The sequence below is a fragment of the Streptomyces pseudovenezuelae genome (assembly GCF_001513955.1).
Lineage (GTDB): Bacteria > Actinomycetota > Actinomycetes > Streptomycetales > Streptomycetaceae > Streptomyces > Streptomyces pseudovenezuelae.
Window position 1 is genome coordinate 232,802 of sequence record NZ_KQ948149.1, and the last position, 16,980, is coordinate 249,781.

Here is a 16,980-nt window from a genome sequence, read left to right on the forward strand (position 1 = left end):
CCACCCGGGCGACGCCCCCGCGCGTCCCTTCCAGCGCACGAACCCTTTCGTGATACGCGTGGCGCACGTTACTGTCCCTGCGGCTTGTGCGACCTGTGGTGCGCGACCCGTCCGAAGGAGGAGGGGCCGCGTCATGCGTTTCCGTCCTACGTCCTTGCTGCTGGCGGCCGTTCTCGCGGCCACCGGAGCCACCCCCGCCCTCGCGGCCCCCGCCGCGCCACCCGGCCTCGTCGACGACCCGACAGCCTACGTGAACCCGCTCATCGGCACGGAGAACGGCGGCAACGTCTTCCCCGGTGCCGTCACCCCGTTCGGCATGTTCTCCTTCAGCCCCGAGAACACCCGCGGCGACGCCACCCGCACCGCCGCACCAGGCGGTTACCTGTACGGCGCCACCCGCATCCGTGGCTTCAGCCTCACCCACATGTCCGGCACGGGCTGCGCGGGCGGCAGCGGTGACATCCCGCTCTTCCCCTTCGCCGGCGAGGTCACCTCGTCCCCGGCGAGCGACACCAAGGACGCGGTGTACGCGGCCGGTTTCCGTCACACCGACGAGACCGCGGAGCCCGGCCACTACAGGGTGGGCCTCGACTCCGGCGTCGGCGCCGACCTCGCCGCCACCGCCCGCACCGGCTCGGCCCGCTTCACCTACCCGGCCGACAAGCCCGCCTCCCTGCTGTTCAGGACCGCCAACTCCGAGGTGGGCTCGACCGATTCGACGGTCGAGATCGACCCGGAGACCCGGACGGTCTCCGGTTCGGTCACCTCCGGCAACTTCTGCGGCTACCTCGACCCGGAGGGCCGACGCGCCTACTACACCCTCCACTTCACCGCCCATTTCGACCGTCCCTTCGCCGCCACCGGCACCTGGCAGGACGACAAGCTCGCCCCCGGGTCCGTGAAGGCCTCCGGCGGCACCGGCGGGTTCTCCCAGGACGGGCGGCCCGTCGCGGGCAAGGGGGCGGGCGGATACGTCCGGTTCGCGCCCGGCACCGAGCAGGTGGGCGTCAGGATCGGGATCTCGTACGTCAGCCGGGCGGGCGCGGAGGCCAACCTCGCCGCGGAGAACCCGCCCCGGCGTTCCTTCGACGCCGTGCGCGACGCGGCCCGTCGCGCCTGGCGCGACCGGCTGCGGGCGATCCGCGTCGGCGGCGGCACCGACGACGAACGCACCACCTTCTACACCGCGCTCTACCACGCCCTCCTGCACCCCAACGTCATCAGCGACGCCGACGGCAGATACCGGGGGAGCGACGACGAGGTGCACCGCGTGGCCCGCGGCCACCGGGCCCAGTACGGCACCTTCTCCGGCTGGGACGTCTACCGCGGCCAGGTGCAGCTGCTGACCCTGCTCGACGCGCGCACCGGCTCGGACGTGGCGCAGTCGCTGTACGAACTGGCCCGGCAGAACGGCGGCGTCTGGGACCGCTGGCTGCACGGGGCGAGCGGCACCCACGTCATGAACGGCGATCCCTCGCCCATCGCCCTGGCCGGCATCCGCGCCTTCGGTGGCACCGCCTTCGACCTGCGCGGCGCGCTGGACTCGCTCGTCCGGGCGGCCACGGTCCCCACGGAAGGGGACCTGTCGCCGGCGGGCAAGCCCGTGCTGTCCGTCGGCCAGCGGCCCTCCCTCGACAAGTACCTGAAGCTGCACTACATGCCGTCCGTCTCCAACGCCTGGGGCGGTGCCGCCGAGACCCTGGAGATGTCCGGCGCCGACTTCGCGCTCTCCCAACTCGCCGGCGCGGCGGGGGAGAAGGGCACCGCGGCGGCCTTCGCCAAGAGATCCCAGTGGTGGCAGAACACCTTCAACATCGCCGCCGACCCGAGCGGCGGGTACATCGCCCACCGCAAGGCGGACGGCAGTTGGGTCACCGGCTTCACCCCGGCCACCGGCAACGGGTTCGTCGAGGGGACGGCGGCCCAGTACACCTGGATGGTCCAGCACGACCCGGCGGGCCTGTTCGCCGCGATGGGCGGCCGTGACAAGGCCCTCGACCGGCTCGACTCCTTCTTCCACGACGACAACGGCGACTGGGCCTTCACCGGCAACGGCGGCGAGAAGTCCGAGCTGGACAACGAGCCGTCGATCAACGTCCCCTACCTGTACGCCTACGCGGGCGTTCCCCACAGGACCCAGGAGACCGTCCGCGCCGCCATGCGGCAGCTCTGGTCGACCGAGCCGGGCGGCATCCCCGGCAACGACGACCTCGGCGCCATGTCGGCCTGGTACGTCTTCTCCGCGCTCGGCATGTACCCCCAGGTGCCGTCCCGGTCCGAACTGGTCCTCGCCTCACCGCTGTTCCCGCGCATCGAGATCGACCGCCCCTTCGGCAACGACATCTCCGTGCGCGCGCAGGGAGCGGCCGCAGACGCCCCGTACGTCCACTCGCTGAAGGTCAACGGCCGTACCAGCCAGGCACCCTGGCTGCCCGCCTCCTTCGTGCGGGACGGCGGCCGGCTGGACTACACCCTGTCCACCGAGGCCGACCCGGCCTGGGGAGCGGACGCGGCCCCGCCGTCCTTCCGCGCGGGCGAGCAGCCGTACCAGATCGGCGTCGGCCCGACCACGGCGACGATCGCACCGGGCGGCAGCACCAAGGTGGGTGTCCGCGCGCTGTCGCTGAGCGGCGACGGCACCGGGCCCGAGGTCCGCTTCCGCGTCCAGACTCCGGAAGGCATCACGGCGAGCCCCGCCGAGGGCACGGTGGCCGACGGCTCCCAGGAGATCACCCTGAGCACCACCGAGGGCACCCCGCAGGGCTTCTACGACGTCACGATCGCCGTCACCTCGGACGGCACCGCGTACGAACAGCCTGTGTCGCTCACGGTCGCCGCACCCGGCACCCTCCTCGCCGCCTACGACAACACCGGGGTCTCGGACGACTCCGGTGACCACGACGAGGCCGACTACGACGGCGGTGGCTGGAGCTACTCCCGCCAGGCGCTGACCGCGGCCGGTCTCACCCCGGGCGGGCAGGGCACGGTCGACGGCCTGGCCTTCACCTGGCCGGACTCGCCGAACGGGCGGCCCGACAACGCGACCGCGACCGGTCAGGCCATCCAACTGGGCGCACCAACCGACAGGTTGTCCTTCGTCGGCAGCGCGGTCAACGGCAACCAGCAGTCCCAGGCCACCGTCACCTACACCGACGGCAGCACCGGCACGGTCGAACTCGCCTTCACCGACTGGACCGTCGGGGGAGGCGGCGGCACCGTCCAGTACGGCAACGAGATCGTCGCCCACACCGCGTACCGCAACGTGGCGGGCGCGGACCGGGACCCGGTGGCCACGTACGTCTTCGCCACCAAGCCGTTCACCGCACCGGACGGCAAGCGGATCGCGAGCGTGCGGCTGCCGCGGAACACGGACCTGCACGTGTTCACGCTGGCTACCGGCTGACCAACAACTCCCTGGCCAGCCATTCGAGTTGGCGCCGCACCTGGACCGCGTCGCCCCCCTCGTGGCCGTTGTACGGATAGGCGTGGATCTCCTTGCGGGGGTCCACGCCGGTCAGCTCGCCGTAGCGGTTGAAGGCCGCGTACGCCCCGCTCGGCGGGCACACCGTGTCCCGCAGGCCGGTCCCGAAATGGGCCGGGGCCGCGGCACGCCGCGCGAAGGAGACGCCCTCCACATACGCGAGCGTGCGGTACGCGGCCTCCTCCACGTCCCGGTGCACGGAGAGGTACGCGCTGATCTCGCCGTACGGACTCGCGTCGGTCAGTTCCAGGGCGCGCCGGATGCCGCACAGGAAGGGCGCGGTGACCAGGACCGCCGCCAGATCCGGCACCAGTCCCGCGACCGCCAGCGCCAGCCCGCCGCCCTGGCTGTTGCCGACGGCCGCGACGCGCCCCCCGTCCACCTCGGGCAGCGCCCGCACCGCCGTCACCGCCCGTACCGCGTCCGTGATCAGCCGTCGGTAGTGGTAGGCGCGCGGGTCGGGCAGGCCCCGTGCCGCGGGACCCGGGCCGCCCGGTGCCGAGGCGTGCGGGTCGGGGGTCGCGCCGCCGTTGCCGTACTGGTCGCCCTGGCCGCGGTTGTCCATCAGCAGATGCGCGTATCCGGCGTTCACCCAGGTCAGTCGCTCGTGCGGGAGGCCGCGGCCCCGGCCGTAGCCGGCGTACTCGACGACCGCGGGCAGCGGGTCGCGCACCCCGGCGGGTCTGCTGTACCAGGCGCGTACCGGGTCGCCCGCGAAGCCCCGGAAGGTGACGTCCCAGGTCTCGGTCAGCCGCAGTCCGCTCTCGGCCGGGCGCATCGAGACCAACACGTCCTGCTGCGCCGCTTCTTTCAGGGTGTCACGCCAGAACTCGTCGAAATCCGGGGGTTCCTGCACATCGGGACGGTAGTGCTCCAGCTCCGCAGGCGGCAGGTCGAACGCAGGCACGGGGCACCTCGCATGAGTCGGTCCAAGTAGTGAAACTTGCGGCGAGCGAAGGGATTTGGCCTCCCTGTTCTACCCCACTCCCGTCCCAGCCATCTCTCGCTCGCCCCATTGACAGCGCTTTCTCCAGCCCTCTAAGTTGCCGCGAAGTTACCGGTAAGAGCTCGAAAGTTTCGGTTCCATGCCTCCTTCTGAGAGGACCGAGCATGAGCACATCCGTCAAGTCGGCCTCTCCACCCCCCAGCCTCGAAAACCTGCCGGGAGCCGTCGCCCGCCCCGTCCCGCGCGGCGGCTGGCGCCGGGCCCTGCGCCGCGACTGGCAGCTCTACTCGCTGGCCGTCCTGCCGCTGCTGTTCTTCCTGGTGTTCCGCTATCTGCCGATGATCGGCAACGTGATCGCGTTCCGGCGCTTCGAGCCCGGCGGCTCGATGTTCGGCGAGGACTGGGTGGGCCTGCGCTATGTGCGCATGTTCCTCAGCGACCCGACCTTCTGGCAGGTGTTCCGCAACACCCTGTGGCTCGGCGGGCTCACGCTGGTGTTCTGCTTCCCGATCCCGATCGTGCTCGCCCTCCTGCTCAACGAGGTGCGCCGGCGCTCCCTGAAGCGGTTCGTGCAGTCGGTCTCGTACCTCCCGCACTTCCTGTCGATCGTGATCGTCGCGGGCCTCACGATGCAGATGCTCGCCACCGACGGACCGGTCAACCACGCCCTCGGCTGGTTCGGCCACGACGAGATCCGCTTCATCCAGGAACCCGACTGGTTCCGCACGATCTACGTCGGCTCGGAGATCTGGCAGACCGCCGGCTGGGGCACGATCCTCTACCTCGCCGCACTCACCACCATCGACGAGGACCTGTACGAGGCCGCCCGGATCGACGGCGCCAACCGCTGGCGGCAGATCTGGCACGTCACCCTGCCCGGTATCCGCCCCACCATGGTCACGCTGCTGATCCTCAACGTCGGCACGTTCATGGCGGTCGGCTTCGAGAAGGTCCTGCTGCTGTACAACCCGCTCACCTACCCGAGTGCCGACGTGATCTCGACCTACGTCTACCGGGCCGGCGTCGAGTCCAACAGCTTCAGCTACGCGGCCGCGATCGGCCTGTTCGAGGCGGTCATCGGCCTGGTCCTGATCACGACCGCCAACACGCTCTCGCGCCGCACGGTGGGGACCAGCCTGTGGTGAAGCCGAGCCGCTCCTACCGGGTCTTCCAAGGCGTCAACGGGGTGGTCCTCACCTTCGTCGTGCTGGTGACCCTGTACCCCTTCGCCAACATCGTCGCGCGCTCCTTCAGCGGGGAACGGCAGATCCGTGCCGGTGAAGTGACCCTGTGGCCCAAGGGGTTCAACCTCACCACGTACCGGATCGTCTTCCAGGACTCGATGTTCTGGCGGAACTACGGCAACACCGTCTTCTACACGGTCGCGTCCACCGTCGTGGCCATGGTTCTGACGACCTGTTACGCCTACGTCCTGTCGAAGAAGAACCTCAAGGGGCGCGGGGTGCTGGTCGGCATCGCCGTGTTCACGATGTTCTTCACCGGCGGCCTGATCCCGAACTACATCCTGGTCACCGAGCTCGGACTGAAGAACAGCGTCTGGGCGATCGCGCTGCCCAACGCGATCAGCGTCTTCAACCTGCTGGTGATGAAGGCCTTCTTCGAGAGCCTGCCGACCGAGCTGGAGGAGGCCGCGCAGATCGACGGCCTGAGCACCTACGGCATCCTCTTCCGGGTCGTGCTGCCGCTGTCCAAGGCGGTCGTCGCGACCATGGTGCTCTTCTACACGGTGTCCTTCTGGAACTCCTGGTTCAGCGCGTTCCTCTACATGGACCACTCCGACCTGATGCCGGTCACCGTCTACCTGCGCAACCTCATCGCGGGTGCCACCGGCGGCGGCAACGCCGGTGCCGGCACCGCCGAGCTCAGCCAGGTCGGCGCGAGCATCCAGGCCGTCACGATCGTGCTCACCGCGCTGCCGATCATCTGCGTGTACCCGTTCGTCCAGCGCTTCTTCGTCTCGGGCGTGATGCTCGGCGCGGTCAAGGGCTGACAGTCCGTCACCTCACTTACGGAACAAGGGAGTATCCGTGGAGAACGCAGGACAGCTGTCGCGACGTCAGATCCTGGCCGCAGCGGGGTTCGTCGGCCTCGCCACCCTCACCGGCTGCGGCAGCGGCGACGACGGCGGCGACTCCAAGGACCTTTCCAAGAAGCAGAACGGAGCGATGAAGGAGTACCGGGCCGGCCAGCAGTTCAAGGCGTCCAGGGCACTGTCCTTCTCGATGCTGCACAACGACAACCCGGTTTACCCCCTGAAGAAGAACTGGCTGTTCTGGAAGGAGGTCACCCGGCGCACCGGTATCACCATCAAGCCCCTCGACGTGCCCCTGGCCGACTACGAGAAGAAGCGCAGCGTCCTCATCGGCGCGGGCGACGCCCCCTTCATCATCCCGAAGACGTACCACCCCGGGGAGGTGGCCTTCGTGTCCTCGGGCGCGATCCTCCCGGTCAGCGAGTACGTCGACCTGATGCCCAACTTCCGGGACAAGGTGAAGAGGTGGAAGCTCGAACCCGAGCTCGACTCCATCCGCCAGTCCGACGGCAAGTACTACCTGCTGCCCGGTCTGCACGAGAAGCCGAAGTCCGGCTACTCGCTGTCCTTCCGCACGGACGTCCTCGACCGCCACGGACTGGCCCTGCCCACGACCTGGGACGAGGTGTACGACGTCCTCAAGGCACTCAAGGCCGAGTACCCCGGCAAGTACCCCTGGACCGACCGCTGGAGCACCAACACCCCCTTCCCGTGCGGGGCGTTGTTCCAGTACCTGGGCCAGGCCTACGGGGTGAAGGCCGGCTGGACGTACGACAACATCAGCTTCGACACCAAGGCGCAGAAGTTCGTCTTCACCGCCGCCCAGGACGCCTACCGGCAGATGGTCGAGTTCCTCAGGAAGATCGTCGCCGAGAAGCTCCTCGACCCCGAGAGCTTCACCCAGCAGGACGACCAGGCCGTGCAGAAGCTGCTGGCCGAGAAGTCCTACGCGATCAGCGCGAACCCCCAGGAGCTGGTGCAGAACTACCGCTACAACCTGGGCAAGCAGGTCAAGGGCTCGAAGATCGAGATGGTCCCGGTGCCGCTCGGCCCGGCCGGCCCGATCCTGCTGAGCGGCGTCCGGCTGGAGAACGGCGTCATGATCTCCAGCAAGGCCCTCAAGAGCGCAGACTTCGTCGCGATGATGCAGTTCGTGGACTGGCTCTGGTACTCCGACGAGGGCCAGAAGTTCTGCAAGTGGGGTGTGGAAGGCGTCACGTACACCGGGTCCGGCGGCAAGTACACGCTGAAGCCCGGCATTTCGCTGATGGGCTCCGATCCCGACGCCCCGAAGGATCTCCAGAAGGACTACGGCTTCTTCAACGGCGTGTTCACCTACGGCGGCAGCTGGGAGCTGGTCTCCTCCAACTTCGGCCCGGACGAGAAGAAGTTCCAGGACGCCATGTCCCAGCGCAAGGAACTGCCCGTCGACCCGGCCCACCCCCTGCAGTCCTTCGAGCAGGAGCAGGCGACGCTCTGGGACACCCCGCTCAAGGACCACGCCATCCAGAACACCCTCCAGTTCGTGCTCGGCAAGCGCCCCATGTCCGAGTGGGACGCGTACGTGTCCGAACTGAAGGCGAAGAACATGCAGCAACTCGTCGACCTGCACAACAAGGCTCACGAGCGGTTCAAGAAGGAGAACGGGTGATCCTCCGCGTCCCCGCCGAGCCGGGCCGTACCGGCCGGGTACGGGCGGCGACCGGTCGCACCAGGGCGGAGTCCCGCGACACCCCGTCCGCCGACCGATCCGGCGCCGCCCCGCAGCACCCGCCCGCAGGACAGCGCCCGCCGGAGGACCGTGAACCCCCCGCCCCCTCCTTCGGCACCGGCTCCCTCTCCCGCGCCGCGGCCCTGATCCACACGCTCGTCACCGTCGAGGCCCTGCTCCTGGTCGCCGCATCGCCGGGCCTCGCCGCCCTGTTCCTGCTGGGCCCCGCCCCGGCCGGCCTCCCGCTCGCCGCCGTATGCCTGCTGCCCCTCGGCCCGGCGACGGCCGCCGCCCTGTTCGCCCTCGGCCACCGCGACCGCGACCTCACCGACCTCCACCCGGCCCGCTCCTACTGGCGGGGCTGGCGGCTCAACGCCGTGCCCGCCCTGAAACTGTGGGCGCCCCTGCTGGCCTGGCTCACGGTCATCGCGTTCACGCTCACCCACTTCACCGCCACCGGCCTGCCCGGCTGGTGGGCCGGGCTGCTCGCGGCGATCGGTGTCGGCTCCCTCCTGTGGGGCGCGCACGCGCTCGTCCTCACCGCCCTGTTCGCCTTCCGGGCCAGGGACACCGCACGCCTCGCCGGTTACTTCCTGTTCCGGCACGGCCGCGCCACCCTCGGCGCCGCCTCGCTGCTCGTCCTGACGGCCGCCGGGACCGCCGTGCTCACCGAGGCCCTGCCCGCCCTGCTCGCGGCCCCGCTGCTGCTGTCCCTGCTGCACAGCAGCCGTTGGGTGATCGCCGAGACCCAGGAGGACTTCACCGCATGACGCCGTCGAGCTCCAAGATCCCCTACGGCGGCGACTACAACCCCGAGCAGTGGCCGGCACAGGTCTGGGACGCGGACCACCGGCTGTTCACCCGGGCCGGCATCGACACCCTCACCGTCGGCGTCTTCTCCTGGTCGCTCACCCAACCCGCCGAGGAAACCTACGACTTCACGGTCCTCGACCAGGTCCTGGACCGGGCGGCGGCCGAGGGCCGACAGGTCTGTCTGGCCACGGGTACGGCCGCCGTGCCGCCCTGGCTCGCGCACACGTACCCCGAGGTCAACCGCACCGACTTCGAGGGCCGCCGGCACCGCTACGGACAGCGCCACTCCTTCTGCCCCAGCTCACCGGCGTACCGCAGACTGGCCACGGGGATGGCGGCACGGCTCGCGGAACGGTACGCGGACCACCCGGCGCTGCTCGCCTGGCACATCAACAACGAGTACGGCGGCGTCTGTTACTGCGACCTGTGCGCCGACGCCTTCCGGGACTGGCTGCGGGAGCGGTACGGCACCCTCGACGCCCTCAACGACGCCTGGTGGACGACGTTCTGGTCGCACCGCTACACCGACTTCGCCCAGATCGAGCCGCCCAGTGCCCTCACCGAGCACTGGCGGGGCCCCGACCACACCGCCTTCCAGGGCATCACGCTCGACTACTTCCGCTTCACCACCGACGCGCTGCTCGGCTGCTTCCTCGCCGAGAAGGAGGTGATCCGCGCCCACGATCCGGTCACCCCCGTCACCACCAACTTCATGGGCATGTTCCGCCCCCTCGACTACCACCGCTGGGCACCCCACCTCGACTTCGCGTCCTGGGACAGCTACCCGCCCCTGGACGCCCCGCCGACCTGGGCCGCCCTGGCCCATGACCTGATGCGCGGCCTCAAGGGCGGCGCCCCCTTCTGGCTGATGGAGCAGACCCCGTCCACGACGGCCTGCCGTGATGTCAACCCCCTGCGCAGGCCGGGGGAGTTGCGCCTGGCCACCTTCCAGGCGATCGCCCACGGCGCCGATGCGGCCCTCTACTTCCAGCTGCGCGCCTCCCGGGGAGCCTGCGAGAAGTACCACGGAGCGGTCATCGGCCACGCGGGCCGCGACGACACCCGCGTGTTCCGCGAAGTGGCCGCACTGGGAGCGGAGTTGCAGCGGCTCGGCGACGCCTCCCTCGGCGCCCGCACTCCGGCCCGCACCGCCCTGCTCTTCGACTGGGACAGCTGGTGGGCCCTGGAGATCTCCGACGGCCCCTCCCGGCTGGTCAGGTACCAGGAGGTGGTCCACGCCTACTACCGGGCCGCCCGCGAGGCGGGCGCCGACGTGGACGTCGTCCCGCACACCACCGACCTCACCCCGTACGACGTGGTTCTCGCCCCCGCCCTGCACATGGTCAAGGGCGACCTCGCCACCCGCCTCGAAGCGGTCGCGGAACGCGGCGGCACCGTCCTCGCCACCTTCCTCTCCGGCCGCGTCGACGAACACGACCGGGCCTTCCTCACCGACGTCCCCGGCCCCCTCGCGCCCCTGATGGGCATCCGGATCGACGAATGGGACGCCCGCCGGGCGGACTTCGCCCAGCCCGTTCCCGAACTGGCCTCGCACGGACGGCTCGTCTTCGAGCTCGTGCAGCCCCGGGGCGCGGAGACGGTCGCCACCTACGGCTCCGACTTCTACGCCGGGACCGCCGCCGTCACCCGCAACACCTACGGGCGGGGCGAGGGCTGGTACGTCGCCACCGCCCTCGACCAGCCGGGCGTGGACGTGGTGGTGCGCCGCGTGTTGTCCCGCCACGACCTCGTCGGCCCGTACGCCGGCCACGCCGGTGTGGAGACCGCGAACCGGACGGCCGCCGACGGCACCCGCCTGCTCTTCCTCCTCAACCACACCGACGAGACGGCCGAGTTGAAGGCCCACACCGGCGCCACCGACCTGCTCACCGGCAGACGGACGGAGGCCGGGGCCCCCTTCGCCCTCGACCCGAGGGGCGTGGCGGTGCTCCGGCTTCAGTAGATCGTCCGCCCCCGCCCGTCCGGCACCCCCGACTTCCGGAAGAAGTAGCTGTTGACCTGATCGCGCCACTCACGGGCACTCCGCAGCTGCTCCTCGAACCGCTCCGCCACCCGCGCGTGACGCTCCGGATCCACGAGGCCCGCCAGCGAGGACCACAGCTCCCGGGCCACCTCCACCTCCGCCACGCCCTCGAAGTGCGTGTCGTAGATGTGCTGGATCACCGTCTTCCCGCTGTGCAGCATGTGCTCGTACGACACGTGGTGGAAGAACAGCAGCAGCTCGTCCGGACAGGTCTCCGCCGACTCGTACACCTCGGCCCAGGGCTTCGCGTACTGCCCCGCGTACCCGGTCCCGGTCGCCACGCTCCGGTCCACACCGACGCCGTCGCGGTCGGCGAAGTGGTAGGTGCCCCACGGGCTGTACTCGTAGCCGTCGACGCTCGGCCCGTAGTGGTGCCCCGGCTGGACCATGAACCCGACACCGAGGGGAGCGGTGTACTTCTCGTACGTCCGCCACGAACCGTCCAGAATCGAGCGCAGCCCCGCCGCGAGCCCGGGGGCGCTCCCGAAGGTGAGCCGGATCCATTCGTCGAGGAATCGATGCGGATCGCCGCCCGGCTCCCAGGCCAGCCGCCCGAAGGTGTACAGGTTCGCCTGGGCCAGCGGATGCCCGGTCCAGAACGGGTCGTCCCCGATGTTGGACACGGCGACCAGCCCACCGCGCGCCAGCTCGCCGACCGTGGACTCGCCGTCGATCCCGAAGCGCAGCACCTCGCTCCACATCGGCCCCAGCCAGCACACATGCCGCTGCTGCCCGGTGTACTCCTGCGTCGCCTGGAGCTCCACCGCAAGGCGCGTGCCCGGCATCGCCCCGATCAGCGGGGACACCGGCTCGCGCACCTGGAAGTCCATCGGCCCGTGCTTGACCTGGAGGACGGCGTTGCCCGCGAACTCGCCGTCCAGCGGCACGAAATGGTCGTACGCGGCCCGCGCCCGGTCGGTCGAGCGGTCCCGCCAGTCCTGACGGTGGTCGTAGACGAAGGCCCGCCAGTGCACCGTGCCGCCGTACGGCTCCACCGTGGCGGCCAGCATGTTGGCGCCGTCGGCATGCGTGCGCCCGTACGCGAACGGGCCCGGCTGTCCCTCGGAGTCGGCCTTCACCACGAACCCGCCGAAGTCGGGGATCGCCGCGTACACCCGGGCGGTCGCCTCGGCCCACCACGCCGACACTCCCGGATCGAGCGGATCGGCCGTCGGCAGACCGCCCAGGACCATCGGCGCGGCGAAGGTCACCGACAGATGGACACGAATCCCGTACGGCCGCAACGCACCCGCGATGTCGGCCACTTCACCGAGCCGCCCGGTCAGCAGCCGCGCCTCGGCCGCGTGCACGTTGACGTTGTTGACGGCCACAGCGTTGATCCCGCAGGCCGCGAGCAGTCTGCCGTACGCCCGCACCCGCTCCAGGTCTCCGCGCGCCCGCCCGTCCTCCCAGAACAGCGACCCGCCGGCGTATCCGCGCTCCACCTGGCCCATGACCGGGTGCACGGTCAGGTTGTCCCAGTGGTCGAGCATGCGCAGCGCCAACCGCGGTTCATGGCGGACGGGTTGGGCCTCTTCGAGGAAAGCCGCCTCCCCGAGCCGCACGACATGGAACAGCCCGTACAGCAGCCCGCGCGCACCGGACGCCGTGACGGTCGTGGAACCGTCACGGCGTCCGTACGCGAACCCCTCGGAGCCGTCCTCGCCGTTCAGCTCCAACACCAGGTCGCAGGGACCCGGTTCACGCGTGACACTCCCGCCGAACCGCGCGCAGGCCCGCGCCACCTCACCGTGGACCGTGTCCACCAGCGGACCCGAGCCGCGGATCAGGGTCCGCCGGGTGCCGATCGGCCGGAACACCCCGTCCGGCAGCCAGGCGTGATCGGCACCCCGCATATGACCCCCAACGCTCCTGCTCAGGCGAGCAGTTCGAGTTCCGAGACCACCGCCTCGCCGTCGAGCACGAGACGGTACTTCCCGTACGTACCCGGAGACCTCACCGAGAACGCGCGTGTCTGCCTGTCCCATGCGAAGGACTCACCGGACCGCCGGTCGAGGGTCTTCCACCCGGTCCCGTCGTCCGAGCCCTGGAGCGTCCAGCCGGTCGGCGCCTTCGCGTGGTCCGACGACGAGGTCACCGTGTACTGGACCCCGTTGACCGCACCGGAGACCGGAAGGTCCACCGAGGTCACGGTCGCGTCGGTGGCCGAGGTGTTGTCGAACAGCGCCCCGTCCCCGGCGAGCACGTCCGCACGCGGCGTCGGCACCTCGTCGTCCTGGGTGATCGACACCGGGGCGGCGTTCTTCCCGGTGCCCCACTTGGACGGCCGCGGACCCATGTCGAAGTCCAGCACGGCACCCCTGGACAGGACCGAGTGGGGGAGCGAAGTGGAGGTCCAGGGCTTGCCGTTGACCCTCAGGCCCCGCACGTACACGTTCCGCGCGCTGTTCTTCGGTGCCCTGACCACCAGGTCCCGGCCGTTCTCCAGATGGACCGTGGCCTTGGTGAACAGCGGTGAGCCGACGGCGTATTCGCCGCTGCCCATCACCAGCGGGTAGAAGCCCAGCGCCGAGAACAGGAACCAGGCCGACTGCTCGCCGTTGTCCTCGTCCCCGTGGTAGCCCTGCCCGATCTCGCTGCCGACGTACAGCCGCGACAGCACCTCACGGACGTTCTTCTGCGTCTTCCAGGGCTGACCGGCCGCGTCGTACATGTAGGTGACGTGGTGGGCGACCTGGTTGGAGTGGCCGTACATGCCCATCCGGACGTCCCGGGCCTCCGTCATCTCGTGGATGACACCGTCGTAGGAGCCGACGAACTCCGGCGAGGCCGTCTCCGGCGTCGCGAAGTACCGGTCCAGTTTGTCGGCGAGACCCGAGCGGCCGCCGTACAGGTTGGCGAGGCCCCGGCTGTCCTGCGGGGCGGTGAAGGCGTACCCCCAGCCGTTGGTCTCGGTGTAGTCGTAGCCCCACACCCGGGGGTCGTAACTCGACGAGTCCACACGCCACTTGCCCTTGTCGTCCCGGCCCTGGAAGAAGCCCGCCTTCTGGTCGAAGAGGTTCACGTAGTCCCGCGCCCGGTTCAGGAAGTACGCCGACTCCTCCTGGTAGCGCTTCTCGCCGGTCTTCGCGTACAGCGCCTGGCCCATCCGGGCGATCCCGTAGTCGTTGAGATAGCCCTCCAGCGCCCAGGACAGGCCCTCGTGGGTGTCCGTGCTGGTGTAGCCGAGGAAGGGCGAGGTCGCCATGCCCTTGCGGCCCACACCGGAGGACGGGGGTGCGACCGTGGCGTTCTTCAGGGCCGCGTCGTAGGCCGACCTCGCGTCGAAGTCGACTCCCTTGACGTACGCGTCCGCGAACGCGACGTCCGAGGAGGTGCCCGTCATCAGGTCCGCGTAGCCGGGCGAGGACCAGCGCGAGGTCCAGCCGCCGTCCTTGTACTGCTGGACGAACCCGTCGACCATCTCACCCGCCTGAGAGGGCGTCAGGAGCGAGTAGGCCGGCCAGGTGGTCCGATAGGTGTCCCAGAAACCGTTGTTGACGTACACCTTGCCGTCCACGATCTTCGCCCCGGTGTGCGTCGGGGTGTCGGGAGAGGGCATCGGGGAGAACGGGGACGCGTACTGGTACTTCGAACCCACCTTCTCGAAACCGGAGTTGGGGTACAGGTACAGCCGGTACAGGCTGGAGTACAGCGTGGTCAGCTGGTCCTGGGTGGCGCCCTCGACCTCGACCTTGCCGAGCAGCCGGTCCCACTGCCCCCGGGCCCGGTCGCGGACCTGCTCGAAGGAGGTGCCGTCCGGGATCTCCTGGCGCAGGTTGTCCTTCGCCTGGTCGAGGCTGATCAGCGAGGTGGCCAGCCGCAGCGTGACGGTCCGGTCGCTGCCCGCGTCGAAGCGCAGATAGCCCTTGACCCCGCTCGACGAGCCCTCCGTCACCGGCCGGTCGAAGACGCCGTAGACGAAGAGCCGGGTGGCGCCGGTCGACAGCCCGGACTTCACGTCCGAGTACCCGGTGATCACACCGGCGTCCTTGTCGAGCGTCAGCCCCGCCTGGTCCGTCACGTTGTCGAACAGCACACTCGCGTCGTCGCCCGGGTAGCTGAAGCGCAGGGCCGCCGCGTGGTCCGTCGGCGCCATCTCCGTCTTCAGCCCGTTCTCGAACCGCACCCCGTAGTAGTACGGCCGCGCGGTCTCGTTCTCGTGCCGGAAGGCCAGCTCCCGCGCCCCACGGCCGGTGTCCGGGGTGCCGGACGCGGCCGACGGCATCACCTGGAAGGTCTGCCGGTCGCCCATCCACGGGCTCGGCTCGTGGCTCGCGCTGAACGCCTGGATCGTCGGCAGATTGTCGGCGTTGTTCGCACGTGCGTAGTCGTACAGCCAGCTCAGCGAGGACGCGTTGGTCACCGGCGTCCAGAAGTTGAAGCCGTGCGGCACGGCCGTCGCCGGGAAGTTGTTGCCGCGCGAGAAACCGCCGCTGGACTGGGTGCCGCGGGTGGTGAGCGCGTAGTCGGACACATGCGCCCGGGGCTCCTCGGGCGCGGCCCGCTCCAGCGTCACGTCGTCCAGCCAGCCCCGGAACTTCGCCGGCCCGCCCGGGGAGTCGTAGGCGACGAGGATGCGGTCGACGGTCTTCCCGGCCGCGACCGGCCCGATCCGCGCGACCACGTTGTTCCACTGGTTGACGTAGAGCGCCTTCGAGGCGCCCTGTCCCTGCGGGGAGAGCGTGAACCCGTGCTGGTCGCGTGCCCCGAGGTCACTGAGGAAGGTGCCGTCGGTGAAGGCCAGGTCCACGGAGACGTTGGTCGAGTCGTAGTCCCGGTCGCCGTCGACCATCGACGGGTAGATCCGGTACGACAGCCGGGTCAGCCGGTCGACCCGCACGTTCACGTCGAAGATCTTGTTGTACGAGTACGCCCGTCCCTGCGCGGTGTGCCGTCCGGCGTAGCGCAGGGACTTCTTTCCGGTGAATCCGGCGCCCGCCTTCGCGGTGGGCGAGCCGGTCGGGCCGCGGTCGACGAGCGAGAGCATGTCCGGCGGAACCGGCCCGTCGCTCGCCCCGGTCGAGAACTGCACGTCGGCGAGCTGGACGATGCCGGAGGCGCCGTTGTTCGCGGTGATGTCGAGCCGGAAGTGCCGGTACTCGGCGACGGCGTCCGCGGGGATGTCGTACGAGTTCGTCTGGAACCGTTCGGCGAAGGTCTCCCCGGCACGGGTGTCGAGGGCCTTCCAGTCCTTGCCGTCCGTGGAGCCCTTGAGCGTCCAGTCCCTCGGGTCGCGCTCGGCGGCGTCGTTGGCCGAGGTGAGCGCGTAGGTGACCGCCTTGACCGGCTGGTCCAGGTCGAACTCCGCCCAGCCGGTGGAGGCGAAGGCCAGCCACTTGGTGCCCGGTTCGCTGTCGGCGAGGTTCTCCTTCACCTCGCCGCCGGAGGCGTTCTCGGCGCTCGCCCGGACGTCGGTGACATGGTCGGTGACATTGCCCGGGATGCCGGTGCGGTAGCCGCCGTCGACGCCGGAGGCCCGGCCGCTGTCGACGGTGCTGGTCCAGTCGGGGGCCGGTTCGTCCGCCTCGAAGGAGGAGGTGAACCCCCGATCCGCCGGGGTGGGGGCCTCGGGCAGGGCGACCGCCGCGCCCTGGGAGCCCACCGTCATGACAAAGGCGGCCGTGAAGACGACCGCCGTACTCCGTCTGAGCCGAGTTCTGTACCGATCCATCGGCGAGTACCCTCCCTGCACAAGGACGGACAACGTTGTCACACAATCCGTGCAAGGATCAGTAGGGGCCCAAGTGGACGGTGATGTCAAGGGTGTTGGCTGTGGCATTCGAGGCGTATGTCGCGAATTTTTCCGGCAAGCCTCGCACAGGGCGCTCATATTTCCGCGAGGTCTCAACTCGAAAACACCCAAGGCCAACATTGCGTTCGATCTTGCTCCGCCGACCGGAAGTGGACTATACCTGTCGGCAATTCACCC

At 69.9% G+C, this 16,980-nt stretch carries 9 protein-coding genes; 6 read left to right on the plus strand and 3 right to left on the minus strand.

Annotated features, from left to right (window positions below):
* The first annotated feature begins 133 nt into the window (after positions 1-133).
* Positions 134-3,403 (plus strand): GH92 family glycosyl hydrolase, encoded by a 3,270-nt coding sequence (locus tag AQI94_RS25395; RefSeq protein WP_062229943.1) that lies wholly within the window; start codon positions 134-136, stop codon positions 3,401-3,403.
* Here the strand turns inward: AQI94_RS25395 and AQI94_RS25400 are convergent.
* Positions 3,393-4,388: an acetylxylan esterase gene (locus AQI94_RS25400; RefSeq protein ID WP_031041141.1), complete on the minus strand. Its 996-nt coding sequence runs from the start codon at positions 4,386-4,388 to the stop codon at positions 3,393-3,395. The two genes, AQI94_RS25395 and AQI94_RS25400, sit on opposite strands and share 11 nt — an antisense overlap.
* A gap of 203 nt (positions 4,389-4,591) precedes the next feature.
* On the opposite strand from AQI94_RS25400, the gene AQI94_RS25405 reads away from it, so the two are divergent.
* From AQI94_RS25405 to AQI94_RS25425, 5 genes are read left to right on the plus strand one after another with little or no spacing between them, the layout of a single operon-like run.
* Complete coding sequence (locus AQI94_RS25405) at positions 4,592-5,572, plus strand: ABC transporter permease (RefSeq protein WP_031041144.1); 981 nt, start codon at positions 4,592-4,594, stop codon at positions 5,570-5,572.
* A complete protein-coding gene (locus tag AQI94_RS25410) occupies positions 5,566-6,438 on the plus strand; it encodes a carbohydrate ABC transporter permease (protein ID WP_031041147.1) in 873 nt (290 codons plus the stop codon). Before AQI94_RS25405 ends, AQI94_RS25410 begins: the two co-directional genes overlap by 7 nt.
* Positions 6,439-6,475: 37 nt before the next feature.
* Complete coding sequence (locus tag AQI94_RS25415; RefSeq protein WP_031041149.1) at positions 6,476-8,131, plus strand: ABC transporter substrate-binding protein; 1,656 nt, start codon at positions 6,476-6,478, stop codon at positions 8,129-8,131.
* Complete coding sequence (locus AQI94_RS25420) at positions 8,128-8,961, plus strand: hypothetical protein (RefSeq protein ID WP_031041152.1); 834 nt, start codon at positions 8,128-8,130, stop codon at positions 8,959-8,961. The genes AQI94_RS25415 and AQI94_RS25420 overlap by 4 nt, the downstream gene beginning before the upstream one ends.
* A complete protein-coding gene (locus AQI94_RS25425) occupies positions 8,958-10,967 on the plus strand; it encodes a beta-galactosidase (RefSeq protein WP_031041155.1) in 2,010 nt (669 codons plus the stop codon). Before AQI94_RS25420 ends, AQI94_RS25425 begins: the two co-directional genes overlap by 4 nt.
* Here the strand turns inward: AQI94_RS25425 and AQI94_RS25430 are convergent.
* Positions 10,961-12,904 carry an alpha-glucuronidase gene (locus AQI94_RS25430; protein ID WP_031041158.1) on the minus strand — a complete coding sequence of 648 codons (1,944 nt, stop codon included), beginning with the start codon at positions 12,902-12,904 and terminating at the stop codon, positions 10,961-10,963. The two genes, AQI94_RS25425 and AQI94_RS25430, sit on opposite strands and share 7 nt — an antisense overlap.
* Before the next feature lie 20 nt (positions 12,905-12,924).
* The gene (locus AQI94_RS25435; protein ID WP_031041160.1) at positions 12,925-16,659 is read right to left on the minus strand and encodes a GH92 family glycosyl hydrolase; all 3,735 of its coding nucleotides are present in this window, start codon (positions 16,657-16,659) and stop codon (positions 12,925-12,927) included.
* Positions 16,660-16,980: the final 321 nt, after the last annotated feature.